Below are 16655 nucleotides of genomic sequence, written 5' to 3'. Positions count from 1 at the left end.
ATTCAGGCACTCAGGGGCTTGTGAAGCCGATTTCCAACAGGCTGCGATGACAACCGACACAGACGGCGATCTGCGTTCCTCCTTTGCCACTCCGCTTGAACCGGCGCGGCGCGGCGGCAGCATCCTGCTGGTGCTGCTGGTGGCGGGCGCGATCATTGCCGCGGCGGTGGCCTTCATGACGCTGGGCCGCAGTCAGGCCCAGCCCTACATTCTGGCGCTGCTGGCCTTGCTTGCCATGGTCGGGCTGTTCACCCTGTTCGCCTTCGCCGCAGGCATCGTCAGGTTCGCCGACCGCCTCGCGGAAGACCCGATCACGCGCCCGATCGCCGATCATGCGTTCGACGGGCTCGCGGTGACCGATCAGCGCGGCCATGTCGTTTATGCCAACACCGCCTATCTCGCGCTCACCGGAGCGTCCAGTCCCAACGAGGTACGCCCGGTGGAGCGGGTTTTCATCGGCAACCCGGATGTTTCCGAAGCCGTGTTTCGCCTGCTCAAGGCGGCGCGTGAAGGCAAGCGCCAGCAGGAAGAGGTTCGCGTCGCGGGCGTGGATAATGCGCATGGCCGCTGGCTGCGGATGCGCGTCCGCCCGCTGGCGTCCGACAAGCGCCAGTCGAAGTTCGCTGTCTGGTCAGTCGCCGACATCACCCGCGACCGCGAGCGCCAGGAAGACGTCTTCCAGGAATTGCAGCACGCCATCGAGTATCTCGATCACGCGCCCTGCGGCTTCTTCTCGGTTAACGCGGCGGGCGAGCTCGTCTACGTCAACGCGACGCTCGCCAACTGGCTGGACTACGATCTTGCTGAAATCGGCTCCGGCGGGCTGAAAGTTGCCGACATCATGTCCGGCGACGGAGCGTCGCTTCTGACGTCGATCGTGCCGGAGCCGGGCGAAGTCAAAACCGAGGTGTTCGATCTCGATCTTAGGATGCGCAACGGCAAGACCATGCCGGCGCGGCTCTATCACAAGCTGGCGTTCGGCGCGGACGGTGCGCCCGGCGCGTCGCGAACGCTGGTGATCAACCGCGCGCGCGACGATCATGCGGACCCGCAGCGCGCGGCGGAAGTGCGCTTCATGCGCTTCTTCGACCACACGCCGATGGCGATTGCGACCGTCGACAAGTCGGGCAACGTCGTGCGCGCCAATGCCCGCTTTGCGAAGCTCACCCAGAGCCTCTCGCCGGCCGGCGGCGCCAGCAAGTCGATCTTCGCGGTGGTCAACGAGCGTGAACGCGGCGAACTGGTCGCTGCGATCAACAAGGCTGCCGACGGGCAGGGCGACATTCCGCCGGTCGAGGCGATGCTGGACAGCGCCAAGGAGCGCTGGGGCCAGTTCTTCGTCACGTCCGTGGAGCAGGACGCGCGCGACGCCGAGGCGGCGATCGTCTACCTGTTCGAGACCACCGAGAAACGCACGCTGGAAAACAGCTTCGCGCAGTCGCAGAAGATGCAGGCTGTGGGTCAGCTCGCCGGCGGCATCGCCCACGATTTCAACAACGTGCTCTCCGCCATCATGATGGCGAACGACTTCCTGCTGAACGCGCACAAACCGACCGATCCGTCGTTCCAGGACATCATGCAGATCAAGCAGAACGCCAACCGGGCCGCCGCGCTGGTGCGGCAGCTGCTGGCGTTCTCGCGCAAGCAGACGCTGCGTCCGCAGGTGCTCGACATCGGTGACGTGCTGTCCGACCTCAACGTGCTGCTGAAGCGATTGCTCGGCGAGAAGGTGAAGCCCGAGTTCGTCTATGGCCGCGACCTGTGGCCGGTGAAGGCCGACCTCTCGCAATTCGAGCAGGTCATCGTCAATCTCGCGGTGAACGCGCGAGACGCGATGCCCGATGGCGGCAAGCTGACCATCCGCACGGCCAATGTCTCCGCCAGGGATTCCGAGCGGCCCGAGTACAAGGGGATGCCCGCAGCCGATTACGTCGCGATCGAGGTTGCCGACACCGGCAGCGGCATTCCGGCCGACATCGTCGACAAGATTTTCGAACCGTTTTTCTCGACCAAGGAAGTCGGCAAGGGAACGGGCCTCGGCCTGTCCACGGTCTACGGCATCGTCAAGCAGACCGGCGGCTTCATTTATGTCGACTCGATACCGGACCACGGCACGACATTCCGGATTTTCCTGCCGCGTCATCACCCCGAGGTGGAAACGGTTCAGGAGATCGCTGCCAGCGAAGTTGCAGCGAGCGTCGCGGCCAAAACCAAGGCGCCGGATCTTACCGGACAGGGCACCATCCTGCTGGTCGAGGACGAGGACGGATTGCGCTCACTGAATGCGCGTGGCCTGCGCTCGCGTGGTTACACGGTGATCGAGGCGGAGAACGGTCTCGATGCGCTGGAAGCGCTGGAGCGTGAAGAAGGCGCTGTCGATCTCGTGGTGTCCGACGTGGTGATGCCGGAAATGGACGGCCCAACCATGTTGATCGAGATGCGCAAGCGCAATCCCGATCTGCGAATCATCTTCGTGTCCGGATACGCCGAGGATGCTTTCGAGAAGAGCCTGCCCGAGAACCAGCAGTTCAACTTCCTTCCCAAGCCTTTCACGCTGAGCCAGCTTGTCGCAGCGGTGAAGGAAACGATGACGGCGGCGTCCTGAAAACTGTCACAATTGGGCACAACGGGGCGCCAAAACGCCTCTGAGGGTGGCCCGCGACTGAGCGCCGCAGCCGGTTCCGTGCGTATCTGCTTCCCTTTCCTCCGCCGGTGCCCATGTTAGGACGTGTCCCCGCCGGGGGAACGTCGCCCCAATGAGGGCTGAGAGGGAACGAACATGATTTTTCCAAAGCGCATCCGCGCCGTCATCAAAACGCTGGCCGTTGTCGCGGCCGTGGCGATGCCGTTGGTGATTGCCGTCTCGTCGTCGGTTGATGCCCGCGTCAGCAGCGGCGGCAGCCGCGGTTCGCGGACATACTCCGCGCCGCCGTCCACGGCGACCGCGCCCAACAGCGCGCAGCCCATCCAGCGCAGCATCACCCAGCCTGGCACGAAGGCTCCTGCCGCTGCACCCGCAGCCGGCGGCTTCCTCAATCGGCCCGGCCTGCTCGGCGGTCTCGCCGCCGGCTTCCTTGGCGCCGGTCTGCTCGGCATGCTGTTCGGCGGTGGCCTGTTCAGCGGTCTCGGCAGCCTGTCGTCGATCTTCGGCCTGATCATCCAGCTCGGACTGGTCTATCTTGTGGTGCGGCTCGCCATGTCGTGGTGGAAGCGCCGCAATGCGCCGGCCTATGCCGGTGCCTCGGCCGCTCCCGGCCCGGCGCCTGCGCAGCAGCAGGGCCCGCTCGCGAGCATGCGGACAGGCTTTGGCTTTGGCGGCGGTTCGGGCGACGCACCGCTCGAAATCACGCCAGATGACTATGACTCGTTCGAGCGCCTGCTCGGCGAGGTCAACACCGCATGGTCCAATCAGGATATCGCCAAGCTGCACACGCTGGCGACGCCCGAGATGGTGTCCTACTTCACCTCGGACCTCAACGCGAACAAGGAGCGCGGCGTGGTCAATACCGTGTCCGATGTCAAGCTGCTGCAGGGCGATCTTGCGGAAGCCTGGCGTGAAGGCCCGACCGACTACGCAACCGTGGCGCTGCGCTTCTCGCTGATCGACAAGACCGTCGAGATCGCCAGCGGCAAGGTCGTCGAAGGCGGCGACACGCCGACTGAAGTCACCGACGTGTGGACGTTCACGCGGCGTCCCGGCAGCGGATGGGAAGTGTCGGCGATCCAGTACGCCTGAGCCGCTTCGGTTCCAGTCCAGATCAAGGCGTCGCGCTCGCGCGGCGCCTTTTCGTTTGTCGATCACCGGAGGCCCGGGAATAAGTCGCGCCGTTGTGTGTTGAACTTAGCTCACCGCGCGTTCAAAGAAGCGCGTCCAGGAACGTCCAATTATTCAAGAAAATTTCAAAGGGAGAGATAAGTGTCCAGATTGTCGATCATTGCAGCTTCACTCGTTGTTTTCGCAACCGCGCCGGTTCATGCGCAGCAGGCGAACATGACATTCTTCATCACCAGCACCCCGATCGGCAACGGCGGCAATCTCGGCGGATTGGCCGGCGCGGATAATCAATGCCAGACACTGGCGCAGGCGGCCGGCGCCGGTGCGAAGACCTGGCGCGCGTATCTCTCGACACAGGCCGCCGACGGCAAGCCCGCAATCAACGCCAAGGACCGGATCGGGAAGGGGCCGTGGACCAACGCGAAGGGTGAGGTGGTCGCCAAGGATGTTGCGGACCTGCACGGCGCCAACGCGTTGACCAAGCAGTCGGCTCTGAACGAGAAGGGCGAGGTCATCAACGGCCGCGGCGATACGCCAAACCGGCATGACGTTCTGACCGGATCGCAGCCCGACGGAACCGCCTTCGCAGCCGGCGACGACAAGACCTGCAAGAACTGGACAAGCAGCACGCAGGGCTCGGCTGTGGTCGGTCATTCCGATCGCATCGGATTGCGCGATGACGACGCATCGAAATCCTGGAATTCTTCGCACGGTTCGCGGGGACCGGATGGCGGCTGTTCGCAGAACGATCTGAAGAGCACCGGCGGCGACGGGCTCTTGTATTGTTTCGCGTCGAACTGATTTTCACGAAAGACGTTGACCACTCGGCGCGGAGGCTCTCCGCGCCGAAACCGTTTTGAGGTTTCCATGCGCTATGAACTTTACTACTGGCCGACCATTCAGGGACGCGGCGAATATGTCCGCCTCGCGCTGGAAGACGCCGGCGCGGATTATGTCGATGCCGCCCGGCGCAGCGGCGGCGTAAGCAGGATGATGGCGATGATGAAAGGACGCGGTGTGACGCCGCCGTTCGCGCCTCCGTTTCTGAAAGCCGGCAAGCTCGTGATCGGGCAGACCGCGAACATCCTTCTCTATCTCGGCGCGCGTCATGGTCTTGCGCCGAAAGCCGAAGCGCAGCGTCTCTGGGTGCATCAACTTCAGCTGACCATTGCCGATTTTGTCGTCGAGGTTCACGACACCCATCATCCGCTCGGGCCGACGCTTTATTATGAAGACCAGCGGCCCGCCGCGAAGAAACGCACCGGGGAATTCTGGAGCGAGCGCGTGCCGAAATTCCTCGGCTATTTCGAGCGATTGATCGATGGCAGCGGCGGGCCCTATCTCAACGGCCGCAGGCTGTCTTACGCAGACCTGTCGCTGTTCCAGATCGTCGAGGGCCTGCGCTATGCGTTTCCGAACAACATGAAACGCTTCGAGCGCAAGGTGCCGCGCGTGATCGAACTGCATGACCGGGTCGCGGCGCGGCCCAACATCAAGGCCTACCTCGCAAGCGAGCGGCGCATTCCGTTCAATGAGGACGGCATCTTCCGCCGCTACAAGGCGCTGGACGGCTGAAGCGCTTCCGTCGAATGTGAATGTTCAACGCCTTGACTTTCCCCGCCTGAAACGCTCGTTGAGCAGCGACGCCTTCCGGCATCTGAGGAGTTTCCCATGAAGATCACCCCATCCGGCTCCGTGCCGACCAAGCGCGCGCCCGCATCCTATTTCACCGGCACCGTGTGGCAGGACCCGGTGATTGAGACGCCTGCGCCCGGACGTCTCAATGCGACGCGCGTGACCTTCGAGCCCGGCGCGCGCACCGCGTGGCACACCCATCCTGTTGGCCAGACACTTTATGTGCTCTCCGGCCGCGGACGCGTGCAGACCGAAGGCGAGCCCGTGCGCGAGATTCGCCCCGGCGACGTGGTGTGGATTCCGCCCGGCGAAAAGCACTGGCATGGCGCAGCACCAACCAGCCTGATGACTCACCTCGCGATGCAGGAGTCCGAGAACGGCAGCTTCGCGACATGGCTCGAGCATGTCACCGACGCGCAGTATGCGGAAAACCCGGTGGAGTGATCGCGTTGTGGTGTCGCGGTTATGCGCCTGTCGCATTTTTCCGCGAGATCGTGCTTATCATTTCGTTTGGAAACATGTCTGAAACGCTGACGCATCCTGTTGCGCGGCGCAATGTCGATTGCGCTTGACGGGTTGCTCTCTCGCGCATTTAGTTTCGCGGTCTGGGAGGTGCGTCATGGCAGCATCGGATTGCAGCTTTCTTCTCAACAAAAATCCCTGTGCCCAATGCGGCACGCTGATTAGCTCGCCGCTCTGGTCGGAGCGCGAGCGCAACCGTGTCTCGTACCTCTGGTCATGCAAGGCTTGCGATTATCAGTTCGTGACGATCGCGATCCTCAAATCCGAGGCGCTGGAGGTTCCAGTTCCGCAGCCAGCAATAGCCGCCTGAATCTTCACGCGTCGGTGCGGATCAGCGCGAGACCGGATTCCGGATCATGCCGCTTGCGCAGATGCGCCGGGCTTTCGGTCAGGATGACTTCGAGAGTGGGGCGCGCGCCGATGGCGCTGATCTGCGCGGCGGTAATCTTTTCGCGGGTCACGAAATCCGTGAGGCAGGCCATTACCTCGTCGCCAGTGGCGAGGATGACCGCGAAAGTGCGCTGGCCGTCGCGTTATGCAGCAGCCTGGATCGCATCGGCGGGGTTTCCTTTGACGGGGGCCAACCGCGCGCGGGCAGGAGGGTTCCCGAATCGCCGCCGTTGCCGCAATGCTGTCGCATTCACGCTGTCTGTTGAGGTCTCACCCCAATCACCCAGCAGGAGGACCGATGCGCATCGTCACCCCCGCCATCTACGCAGCCCTGCTCGGGGGCGCGATCTATGTCGCCGTTGCGCAGAACCCGCTGCCGAACGCCATCGCGTCAGTGCAGCCTGAGGGCACCAAGCTCGCTTATGCAGTGCCGACCGATAGCAAGTCGCCGCCGGTGATGCGTGTCGGCAAGCGCGAGACCTGCCGCCAGTCGATTGCGCCGAAACATCTCGGCAAGCATCAGGCGCGCGACCAGATGCAGCTTTGCGTGGCGCAGGCGCGCGTCGAATGCCTCAAGCAGGCCATCGACCAGAAGCTGCGCGGCGCGGCCCGCCGGGTTTATGTGAAGAGCTGCGTCGCGGCCTGAGCCGACCCGCCTTAGTAGATCAGCGAACTCCCAAAGCGCGAAGCTGCGGTTTCCGCAGCAGCCGCTTCCGAAGCCGTGGTTTCCGTCGTCTCTGGCTGTGCTTCACGCATCGGCACGGCCGGGAGTTGCAGCACCGTCGCCCACTGACCGGGATCGAGCTGGGTCAGCAACACGAGCTGTCCATCGGGAAATTCCAGCGCGTCATGGTGCCGGTTCGGATTGTCGAGATCGACGGTCCGGAACCGCGCGACGGTATGACGAACCTTTTTCCTGAAGAACGCGCCGTCGAAATCGACCGCCCGGTCGAACGCGAGTTCGGTGCCGGGGCGGACACAGACAGCGACATTCGGCTCGCCTTCGCCGGTGAAGCCACGGGTGACTGTCAGGGGGAATTTTGTGGAGACCAACCGCTCGCCAACCCTGGCGGGCCGGCTTGCGACGGCATGCAGGCTATAATCACACATTGCGGTTACTCCTGTTCGGATCAACCGGGTGATGCGCGGTGATAAAAAGGTAATGCTCTCAGGGCGGCGTTGATATGATGGCGCGCCGTCACCTTTTCGTGAAACGAAGAAGCCCCGCGACACCGACGACAACGCGCTGCGCGCAACGCCCCGATTTGGTTTTCAGATGGTGCGCCTGGACGCTTCTCGCGAAAATCCTGGCGCCGATCAGCGGCTCATGTGAACGGGTGCCTTCGCGCCCATGCGCGCGGCGCATTTTTCCCGCGCCATGCGTTCGGCGAGTTCGACGATCTTGAGTCGGCCCTGCATGTTGGGAATCGACCGGAACGCGGCCAGCAGGCGCTGCGCTTCCTCGTCCGATGTCACCAGAATATCCTTGAGCATTGTCCGTCCCTGCGACTTCAAGCGTCTCTTGGTTAGGGCCGTCTCTTAGTCGCTGGACGTTACCATTCGGTTCATGCGCGAATGTGACGGTTTGTCATGCCGCACAGCCATGGTTAAGCGGGCGTGAGCGCGGCGAGGGGAACAATTTTGTCCGTACGTGCGCTCGCCAATCGTCATGATCCGTTGTTCCGCGCGATTTCTCTCCACGTCGTCCCCGCGAAGGCGGGGACCCATACTTCGGGGCACTCGATGTTGTCGCGATAGCGGGCCAATTCTTTCCTTCGCACGTTACATCCGGTGGTTATGGGTCCCCGCTTTCGCGGGGACGACATCGTGGGTGAGCGAGCGCATTGCCTTACTCCGAATCCCAGATTCAATTTTCAAACAGCCGTGCGCGATCACCCCTGTTGTTGTGACGGCGCGGGGGCGCCCGAATTCATCTCATGCGCCTTGCACCCAAATGAGGGCGCGCGGAACGCCGGATGCGCCAACGCATCCGCAGCCCCGTGTGCAAAAGTAAAAAGCACACGAGCGTAGTCACCACGGTTGCGCCGGTTACATCCGGCGTTCCGCACGCGGTGGTGCTCCGGCTTGCTTCGTGCTCTCCCCGGCGAACGCCCGTGGGCTGTCACCGTCGTCTCCGCTGAGGCCGATGCTTCCGGTTGGAAGCAAACGGGGCAGACCGGATTTCGCAGGACCACACGACTTGGGCCGGCGCGGATGTTGCGCGGTCATGCAAGCGTTGCCGCCCGCAATCCCGCGCACAGCGTGGTCCGTCTAGCGCTTGCTCGGATGGTTCACACGCCCTTTGTACAAGGAACGCGCCCCGCCATCCTCGCGCGCGCCTGACGCTGCCGCGCCACCGCATCCCGCCCCGCGTATCGTGACGATCGCGAAACGCCCCTCATGACGGGGCGGGATGAATAGGAATATAGTCTTTAGATCAAAAATGTCAATAGCTGCGGTGTTATCTGGCGCTGGCGGAGGGTTTAACGCTCGCGTCCACGACGACGATATCGGAAGTTTTATCACCGCGCTTTGCGGCTGCGTTTTTTGCCTCAAATATCGTCTCAAGTTTCTTGCCGATTTTACCCACATCTATGATGAGGAAAATAGCGTCGAACGCTTTAGCGGCGGTGGTGTAAACTTGGATTTGTGTCTTGTAGCCGTGTACCACAGCACCGGTAGATAATTTGAGCTCGACAAGTATTCGTCCGGCATATCCGGAAGAGAATTTGAAATCTACCGGACCGCCACCGCTGTCCGTTTCGGGGCTAATATCTAAATTATTTGCCCTGCAATAGACGTCGGCAATCGCGAAAAAGAGTCGTTGTGCGGCTTTCTCAGTGCGCGGTTTGTTTCCATTCCATAAAAGATAGTTGATGCCATTGGACTCGATAAGCTCCCTGAAGTGTTCAACGATTGTATCTACTATGGAGCGTAACTCTTTATGAGTTTTGGTCGCGGGCTTCTTAATTTTAAGTGGGAATTTTTTTCCGACCTCGGCTAAGGCTTCTCTGAATATACGATGTCCTTCGGGGTCAGCTTCAAAGTCGTAGGAATCCTCACTGAGGTTGTATGCCGCCGCCATGAGGGCTTTGAATGATTTTTGATCTTTTAAGGCACTTGCCCGAAGTTGGTCCTTTTGTTTTTTGCCCGAGATCATCCAAACATTGCCTAGATATTTATTCACGCGATCTCGAATTTTTTGATTTTCGATTGCTGCCGTTTCAATGTCAGACCAGTCAGATGCTATGGGTAAGTCTCTGAGAATATCGTTCGGCGCCAATAGCTGAGGTTTTCCGGAGTATTTATTGTAAGGTAACTTCGCTTCGATGCCGTCGACGAATTGCAGCTTGGTCTTTATGCCTAATTTGCGAGCCGCGTCCGCTGTCAACTCAACAAGTACAGGTAGAAGTGCATTAGCAGTCATATCGCCTATTGTGTCGGGTCCGACGCCTTCCTCAAGAAGTCCAACCAAACTGAACAGTTCGGGGTCCACGATTCCTAGATCGATAATTTCCTTCGCTGTGCGCAAAATGGCGTTTTGGATGTTTTTAGGTATATCTCTGCCCCGCGTAGTGCCGCCACCAAAGCCCAAGCAGAGTTCTGGTCTCTCATCAAGTTTGAGCAAACGCGCGGAATTTCGCCAAGCAACATCGCCGATTGTCTTCGAATGTTGAAGCAGTTGAATGACTTTTCCAAAATGCTCAGCAAACTGAGCAACTCCCTTTGATTTAATTAATGGGTGCTTGCTTGATTCCAAAAGTACGGGGTCAATAAATAGCTTCGTATCGGCAGTGAGGATGGGATCAAGCAAGCCTAGTTTGTCGATTTTTTTTGGATCAACCTTGAATTCTTGACTAAATAGAATTGGATTCGAGATGCGAGCCAAGTTGAGCTCCTATGTTGCCCTCACACACCCTTTTCGCGCGACATCGTGATCCGCACACCGGTCTTGGCGACGGTGCAGTGGATGTCGAGGCGGCGGTAGCGTGAATCAATGTTGTAGCCGCGGATGATGTTGGTGCGCTTGACGCAGCGGCGCGCGCCGTTCTCCGCGTCCTTCTTCGGAATCGTGAACACCAGCGCCGACGCCGTTCCGATGAAATCGTAATAGGCGTCGTCGGGCTTCTTCTTGTCGGTGGAGGCGAACACGTCGTTGCTGCGGTTGCGGCTCTGGCAGCCGAGCGAGGCCTGCTTCACCGCCGGGTGTTCGAGATAGATCACGCCGGCGACCGTCTTGCCGACCTTGAGCCCCGGGATCTGCCCCGCGAGGTCCTTCGCCAGATCGTCGCAGCGGTCGGCGCGGGCAGGGGTGACGCCAAGCGCGGCCACGGCCAGCACGAGCGCCGCTGCTGCGGCCGTAAATCCGGAAAATGCGATGCGTTGTGTCATGGTGTCCCCCGCGCCATTGAAGCGCGCGCGTTACGTTTGTGCAAGGTGTGCGAGGTGAGGGGTGCCATCTTCACCTCTCCCCGTTTACGGGGAGAGGTCGGAGGCTTCGCGAAGCGAAGGCTCCGGGTGAGGGGCCACACGGGCTTGCCCCTCACCCGCTCGCCTGACGGCTCGCGACCTCTCCCCGCAGGCGGGGAGAGGTAAGCAAAGTCAAAACCCGTAAATCATCACGCCGACGGCAAAGCCGACGATCATGACGATGCCGAACAGCGTCGGGACGGCGACCAGCAGCGTGGCGCGGCCAAGATGTTCGTTATGCGCAGCATAGGCGATGGCGCAGGCGGCCATCAGCGGAAAGGCGATGATCTTCGAAAGGGTCTCGACGGCGGAGAACGCGCTCCTGAATTCGAGTCCGTGCGCGGCCACCGACGGCATGTCGCTCAGCCATGTCATGATGATGATGGCGCCGAGCGCTATGATGGCGTGGCGCACGCGGCCCATCGCGGCAAACACGATGGCGGCGAGCGCCAGCACCGGATGCGCCGCCAGATGCGCCTTGATCAGCCCGCCGCCGATGCCCGATCCGATATGCGACATGTCGCCGAACAGCACCGGCGCGTCGGAGATGCCGAGGACCGTCTCGATCACCGCCAGGACGATCAGCGCGATGCGAAGCCCCATCATCGGCAATACTGGCTCGGGCGCGGCGGGCGAGGTGTCGGCAGCAGCGGTCGGCGTGGCGGTCGTCATGTCCTTAATCTTTCCTGGCGCGGCGGCTGGCGTACGGCCGCCCTGCAAGGGGGCATGGGCAGCTTTTGGCCATCTTCCCTTTGTCGGAAAAGCGATTAGAACGGTTCAAACGTCAGCCCTCCAGCGCCTGTCCCCTTGAAAAACCGGCGCTTTTTCGAACCGTGAGACCTCCATGAACGCTCCGATCCCAGTGCCTGCGCCGAAAGCCGTCCCGCCCTACAAGCACACCCCGCTGTTTCCGCTCGGGGCGGACAAGACACCGTACCGCAAGATTACCAGCGACGGCGTCCGCGTCGAGACGGTGATGGGCAAGGAGATGCTGGTGGTGACGCGCGAGGCGCTGCGCGCGCTGTCGGAAGCCGCCTTCGGCGACATCAACCACTACCTGCGGCCGGGGCATCTGGCGCAGTTGCGCAAGATTCTCGATGACACCGAGGCCAGCGACAACGACAAGTTCGTCGCGTTCGACTTTTTGAAGAACGCCAACATCGCCGCCGGCGGCATCCTGCCGATGTGCCAGGACACCGGCACCGCGATCATCATGGGCAAGAAGGGTTTTCGCGTCATCACCGAGGGCGACGACGAGGCCGCGCTGAGCGAGGGCGCGCGCGACGCTTACTTACGCCGGAACCTGCGCTATTCGCAGGTCGCACCCTTGTCGATGTTCGAGGAGAAGAACACCGCCAACAACATGCCGGCGCAGTGCGAGATCTATGCCGAGGGCGATGACAGCTACAAGTTCATGTTCATGGCGAAGGGCGGCGGCTCCGCCAACAAGAGCTTCCTGTTTCAGGGCACGCCGTCGCTGCTGACCAAGGATCGCCTTCATGCATTCCTGAAGGAAAAGGTGCTGACGCTCGGCACCGCCGCGTGCCCGCCGTATCACCTCGCCATCGTGATCGGCGGCACCTCGGCTGAACTCTGCATGAAGACGGTGAAGCTCGCCTCGGCGCGCTATCTCGATGAACTCCCGACCCACGGCTCGCCGGACGGCAATGCCTTCCGCGATCTGGAGATGGAGCAGGAAGTTCTCAAGATGACGCAGTCGCTCGGCGTCGGCGCGCAGTTCGGCGGCAAGTACTTCTGCCACGACGTGCGCGTGATCCGCCTGCCGCGTCACGGCGCGTCATTGCCGATCGGATTGGGCGTGTCGTGTGCTGCGGACCGTCAGGTGCTCGGCAAGATCACGAAGGACGGTGTCTATCTGGAAGAGCTGGAGCACAACCCCGCCCAGTATCTGCCGGCAGTGGAAGAGAAGCTCGGCGGCGAGGTGGTGCAGATCGATCTCAACCAGCCGATGAAGGATATTCTTGGCACGCTCACGAAGTATCCGACCAAGACGCGGCTGTCGCTCACCGGCACCATGATCGTGGCGCGCGACTCTGCGCATTCCAAGCTGCGGGAACGTCTGGAGAAGGGCGAGCCGCTTCCGGATTATTTCAAGAACCATCCGGTGTATTACGCCGGTCCGGCCAAGACGCCGGAAGGTTATGCGTCCGGCGCGTTCGGCCCGACCACGGCGGGGCGCATGGATAGTTTTGTTGATCAGTTTCAGGCAGCGGGCGGCTCGATGGTGATGCTGGCGAAGGGCAACCGCTCGGCGCAGGTGCGCGACGCGTGCAAGAAGTACGGCGGGTTCTATCTGGGCTCGATCGGCGGCTCTGCGGCGAACCTTGCCGAACACTGCATCAAGAAGGTCGAACTCGTGGAATATCCAGAGTTGGGCATGGAAGCGATCTGGCGCATCGAGGTCGAGAATTTCCCGGCCTTTATCATCATGGATGACAAGGGCAACGACTTCTTCAAGGAATTGAATTTGGGGTAGCTCTTACCTCGCCCCGCTTGCGGGGAGAGGTCGACGCGCGCAGCGCGGCGGGTGAGGGGCTCTGTCATCACCGGGATTCGCCCCTCACCCCAACCCTCTCCCCGTAAGAACGGGGAGAGGGAGCATTTACTTCCCCGGCGCGATGCCCTTGAACGACAGCCGCAGCGCGGCTGCGACGCGCGGATCGTTCTTCTTCCACATGCCGTCGCTGATGAGCGAGGCGATGCCGTGCGCGACCGCCCACGCGAGCGACAGCGTATCCGGATCGACCGGCTTGCCCGGATCGGTCTGCACGCCCGCCACCGCGATGCGCAACTGGTCGAACGAGCCCGGGATGCCGTCGGTTTCCGCGCGGCTGTCCGAGCCGAAGCGGCTGAACGCCAGGCGAAACAGCCGCGGCTCGGCGGAGGCGAAGTCGATATAGGCCATCGCTGCTGCGTGTAGCCGCTCCTTGCCTTTCAGATCCGACGTCGCCTTCCGCGTTCGCTTCGCCAGCAGCGTCAGCGCCTCGGCGGCGACGGCGGCGAGCAGTTCATCCTTGTCCGCGAAATGCTTGTAGGCCGCGCCCGACGTCACGCCGGCATCCCGCGCGGCCTCACGCAGGCTGAAACTCTCCGGGCCGCCGCGGCGGACGCGCTCCAGCGCCAGCGCCACCAGCGCGCTGCGCAGGTCGCCGTGGTGATAGGTCTCTTTTTTGACCGGCTTCATGTGACCAGTGTTTACATTGGCGCGGCCAGCGCGTAAAGTATGCACTGTTCACTTCAAGTCATAAACGCCAGGGAGGATATTGCGATGAGCCAGCTTGAGGCCAAGACCGAGACGAAACCGTTCTGGGAAAAGGGCAATCTCGCGCCGGTCTTTGAAGAGGTCACCGCGTTCGACTTGCCGGTGGAGGGGACGATCCCGCCCGAACTGAACGGGCTTTATGCGCGCAACGGTGCGAATCCGCGCGAGGGTCATTCCGGTCACTGGTTCATGGGCGACGGGATGCTGCATGGCGTCTCGCTGCGTGACGGCAAGGCGGAGTGGTATCGCAACCGCTGGATCCGCACCCCGCGCTTCAACGGCGCGCCGCGGCGGCCGGGCGTTCCCGATATTCGCGCCTCGACCGCGAACACCAATGTCATCGCGCACGCCGGAAAGATCATGGCGCTGGTCGAGAACGCGCTGCCGATGATGATGACCCGCGATCTCGATACGGTCGGCTTCCATGATTACGGCGGCAAGCTCGATACGTCGTTCACCGCGCATCCGAAGATTTGTCCCACGACCGGCGAGCTGCACTTTTTCGGTTATGGCTTCGTGCCGCCGTTCCTGACCTATCACGCGGTGGATGCCAGCGGCGCGCTGATGCGCAGCATCCCGATCCCGACACGCGCGCCGACCATGATGCACGACTTCGCGATGACGTCGGATCACATCATCTTCATGGATCTGCCGGTGGTGTTCGACATGCAGGCCGCGCAGCGCGGCACCATGCCGTTCGCGTGGAGCGACAGCTATGGCGCGCGGCTCGGCATCCTGAAGCGCGGCGCGGGCATCGAGTCGCTGCGCTGGGTGGAAATCGAGCCCTGTTATGTCTTCCATGTCGCCAACGCCTTCGAGGAGGCGGACGGCGCCATCGTCATCGATGTGGCCTGGTACAACGAGCTGTGGCGCGGCGGGCCGTCGGCGACGACGTTCGACAAGGCGATGCTGAAGCGCTGGCGGATCCCGCCCGGCGCGACAAAGGCGCAGGAGCAGCAGCTCGATGACCGCTCCATTGAATTTCCGCGCGTCAATGAAGGCCTGACCGGCGCGCATCACAACATCGTCTATTCAGTCGATACCGGCACGGATCTCGCGTCGGAACGATACACCAGCCTGCGCAAGTACGATCTCAAGTCCGGCAACAGCACGGTGCACGATTTCAACACCGGCCTGCCGAGCGAGTTCGTGCATATCGCGCCGGAAGGCAGCAGCGGCGAAGACGACGGCTGGCTGATCGGATTCGTGTACGACCGCACGCGCGCCGCCAGCGACCTGATGATCCTCGATGCGCAACGGATCGAGGCGAAGCCGATCGCGCGGATCGGTCTGCCGGCGCGTGTGCCGCAAGGCTTCCACGGCAACTGGATGCCGGGGGTGTGATTTCGTTCGCGCTACATTGCTGATGTGAGGCGCGCGACGCCTCAACGTTCTCAAGCGTCATCACCGGGACAAGCCCGGTGATGACGCTTGAATGTGTTGATCGGTAAGCGGCCTTGATCTTACCACGGAGCAGGCGCGCCTTACGCCCTTGCTCCCTTGAACGGGAAGCTGCCCATCGGGCCGATGCTGACATCGCCGGAGATGGAATCGCCGTCCACCTTGCCGGTGAAGGCCAGCGTCAGCGGCATCGGGTCGGTGATCGCCGCCTTCCATGCGACGTCGTTGCCGCTCACCGTACCGTCGACGATGTCGGCTTCGTTGCCCTCGGCGGCCTGCTTGCCGGTCAGCGTTCCGCCATCGGCCTTCAGCGTCAGCGTTGCATCGCGGTCGCCCAGTGGCGTGCTCAAGGTGATCTTCCAGTTTCCGTCGACGGCCATGTGTTACCCCCTCTACGCGTGCCGCAAAGCCTGAATTGGTCTTGGAGCGGAACGCAGCTCCCGCCGATATAGCGCATTTTTCTGATGGGAAAGCGACATTTGTCGCCGCAATTTGTCGCGTGATCGCAGCCGTGCCGGAACTCCCGCCCGCGATGGCCGTTTCTCCCGGCGTTTCCCGAGGAGGGGGCAATGGGAGAACTGAAGCGGGACGTGCCCTCGCAAGCGACGCATCTCTGCATCGACATGCAGCGGATGTTTTCCACCGAGGGGCCGTGGCCGACGCCGTGGATGGAGCGGGTGCTTCCTAACACCATTGCGCTGGCGGATCATGCGCCGGAGAGAACCGTCTTCACACGTTTTATCACGCCGCATCGTGCAGCCGACATGCCGGGCACATGGGCGCGCTACTATGAGAAGTGGCCGGAGGTAACGCGGACACAGCTCGATCCGCGCCTGTTGCATCTAATGCCGGAACTGGAGCGGTTCGTCCCGCCGGCAGCGGTCTTCGACAAGATGGTCTATTCGGCGTTCGCCAACGGGCGGCTGCACGCCACGCTGCGCGCGCGGTATTGCAACACGCTGATCGTGAGCGGATCGGAAACCGACGTCTGTGTGCTGTCGTCCGTTCTCGCCGCGGTCGATCTCGGCTATCGCGTGATTCTGGCCGCCGACGCCGTTTGCAGTTCATCCGACGAGAGCCACGATGCGCTGACCGATCTTTATCGGCGGCGCTTCGATGTCCAGATCGAGATCGCCGACACGAAGGAGATTATCGCGCAGTGGCGACAATGAGCGTGAT

At 62.0% G+C, this 16655-nt stretch carries 18 protein-coding genes; 10 read left to right on the top strand and 8 right to left on the bottom strand.

What is annotated here, in order from left to right:
• Positions 1-46 precede the first annotated feature (46 nt).
• The 6 genes from cckA (at position 47) to AC1RKJ_RS06155 (ending at position 6242) form a co-directional block, all read left to right on the top strand.
• On the top strand, positions 47-2605 hold the full coding sequence (gene cckA, locus AC1RKJ_RS06180) for a cell cycle histidine kinase CckA (protein WP_492790195.1): 2559 nt from the start codon (positions 47-49) through the stop codon (positions 2603-2605).
• 174 nt (positions 2606-2779) lie between these two features.
• Positions 2780-3736: a Tim44 domain-containing protein gene (locus AC1RKJ_RS06175; protein ID WP_492790194.1), complete on the top strand. Its 957-nt coding sequence runs from the start codon at positions 2780-2782 to the stop codon at positions 3734-3736.
• 189 nt (positions 3737-3925) lie between these two features.
• On the top strand, positions 3926-4576 hold the full coding sequence (locus AC1RKJ_RS06170; protein ID WP_492792656.1) for a lectin: 651 nt from the start codon (positions 3926-3928) through the stop codon (positions 4574-4576).
• A gap of 66 nt (positions 4577-4642) precedes the next feature.
• A complete protein-coding gene (locus AC1RKJ_RS06165; RefSeq protein ID WP_492790193.1) occupies positions 4643-5350 on the top strand; it encodes a glutathione S-transferase in 708 nt (235 codons plus the stop codon).
• Between the two features lie 96 nt (positions 5351-5446).
• A complete protein-coding gene (locus tag AC1RKJ_RS06160; RefSeq protein ID WP_492790192.1) occupies positions 5447-5854 on the top strand; it encodes a (R)-mandelonitrile lyase in 408 nt (135 codons plus the stop codon).
• A 175-nt stretch (positions 5855-6029) separates the two neighbouring features.
• Entirely contained in the window at positions 6030-6242 is a 213-nt protein-coding gene (locus AC1RKJ_RS06155; protein WP_492790191.1) for an LIM domain-containing protein, read from the top strand.
• 4 nt (positions 6243-6246) lie between these two features.
• On the opposite strand, the gene AC1RKJ_RS06150 is transcribed toward AC1RKJ_RS06155, so the two are convergent.
• Complete coding sequence (locus AC1RKJ_RS06150; protein ID WP_492790190.1) at positions 6247-6414, bottom strand: hypothetical protein; 168 nt, start codon at positions 6412-6414, stop codon at positions 6247-6249.
• A 206-nt stretch (positions 6415-6620) separates the two neighbouring features.
• Here AC1RKJ_RS06150 and AC1RKJ_RS06145 point away from each other — a divergent pair, with 206 nt between their 5' ends.
• The gene (locus tag AC1RKJ_RS06145; protein ID WP_492790189.1) at positions 6621-6968 is read left to right on the top strand and encodes a hypothetical protein; all 348 of its coding nucleotides are present in this window, start codon (positions 6621-6623) and stop codon (positions 6966-6968) included.
• Positions 6969-6979: 11 nt separating this feature from the next.
• Here AC1RKJ_RS06145 and AC1RKJ_RS06140 read toward each other — a convergent pair whose 3' ends face one another.
• From AC1RKJ_RS06140 to AC1RKJ_RS06120, 5 genes are all read right to left on the bottom strand, one after another.
• Entirely contained in the window at positions 6980-7432 is a 453-nt protein-coding gene (locus tag AC1RKJ_RS06140) for a hypothetical protein (protein ID WP_492790188.1), read from the bottom strand.
• Between the two features lie 207 nt (positions 7433-7639).
• On the bottom strand, positions 7640-7816 hold the full coding sequence (locus AC1RKJ_RS06135; RefSeq protein ID WP_492790187.1) for a hypothetical protein: 177 nt from the start codon (positions 7814-7816) through the stop codon (positions 7640-7642).
• 967 nt (positions 7817-8783) lie between these two features.
• A complete protein-coding gene (locus tag AC1RKJ_RS06130; RefSeq protein WP_492790186.1) occupies positions 8784-10211 on the bottom strand; it encodes a DUF8370 family protein in 1428 nt (475 codons plus the stop codon).
• Positions 10212-10231: 20 nt separating this feature from the next.
• Positions 10232-10714, bottom strand: coding sequence for a hypothetical protein (locus AC1RKJ_RS06125; protein ID WP_492790185.1), 483 nt, complete (start codon positions 10712-10714; stop codon positions 10232-10234).
• 210 nt (positions 10715-10924) lie between these two features.
• Positions 10925-11464, bottom strand: a complete 540-nt coding sequence (locus AC1RKJ_RS06120) for a hypothetical protein (protein ID WP_492790184.1) — start codon at positions 11462-11464, stop codon at positions 10925-10927.
• 172 nt (positions 11465-11636) lie between these two features.
• Between AC1RKJ_RS06120 and AC1RKJ_RS06115 the strand changes: the two genes are divergently transcribed.
• Positions 11637-13289 (top strand): fumarate hydratase, encoded by a 1653-nt coding sequence (locus tag AC1RKJ_RS06115; protein WP_492790183.1) that lies wholly within the window; start codon positions 11637-11639, stop codon positions 13287-13289.
• A gap of 126 nt (positions 13290-13415) precedes the next feature.
• Here AC1RKJ_RS06115 and AC1RKJ_RS06110 read toward each other — a convergent pair whose 3' ends face one another.
• The gene (locus AC1RKJ_RS06110) at positions 13416-13997 is read right to left on the bottom strand and encodes a TetR/AcrR family transcriptional regulator (RefSeq protein WP_492790182.1); all 582 of its coding nucleotides are present in this window, start codon (positions 13995-13997) and stop codon (positions 13416-13418) included.
• A gap of 84 nt (positions 13998-14081) precedes the next feature.
• Between AC1RKJ_RS06110 and AC1RKJ_RS06105 the strand changes: the two genes are divergently transcribed.
• Positions 14082-15419, top strand: coding sequence for a carotenoid oxygenase family protein (locus AC1RKJ_RS06105; RefSeq protein ID WP_492790181.1), 1338 nt, complete (start codon positions 14082-14084; stop codon positions 15417-15419).
• Between the two features lie 140 nt (positions 15420-15559).
• On the opposite strand, the gene AC1RKJ_RS06100 is transcribed toward AC1RKJ_RS06105, so the two are convergent.
• On the bottom strand, positions 15560-15856 hold the full coding sequence (locus AC1RKJ_RS06100) for a hypothetical protein (protein ID WP_492790180.1): 297 nt from the start codon (positions 15854-15856) through the stop codon (positions 15560-15562).
• A 189-nt stretch (positions 15857-16045) separates the two neighbouring features.
• Here AC1RKJ_RS06100 and AC1RKJ_RS06095 point away from each other — a divergent pair, with 189 nt between their 5' ends.
• Positions 16046-16648 (top strand): cysteine hydrolase family protein, encoded by a 603-nt coding sequence (locus AC1RKJ_RS06095; protein ID WP_492790179.1) that lies wholly within the window; start codon positions 16046-16048, stop codon positions 16646-16648.
• Positions 16649-16655 lie beyond the last annotated feature (7 nt).

The organism is Afipia sp. GW822-FHT04G07 (assembly GCF_058800765.1).
Note: the sequence above shows the minus strand (reverse complement) of the source record. Positions and strands in the feature narration are given on the sequence as shown.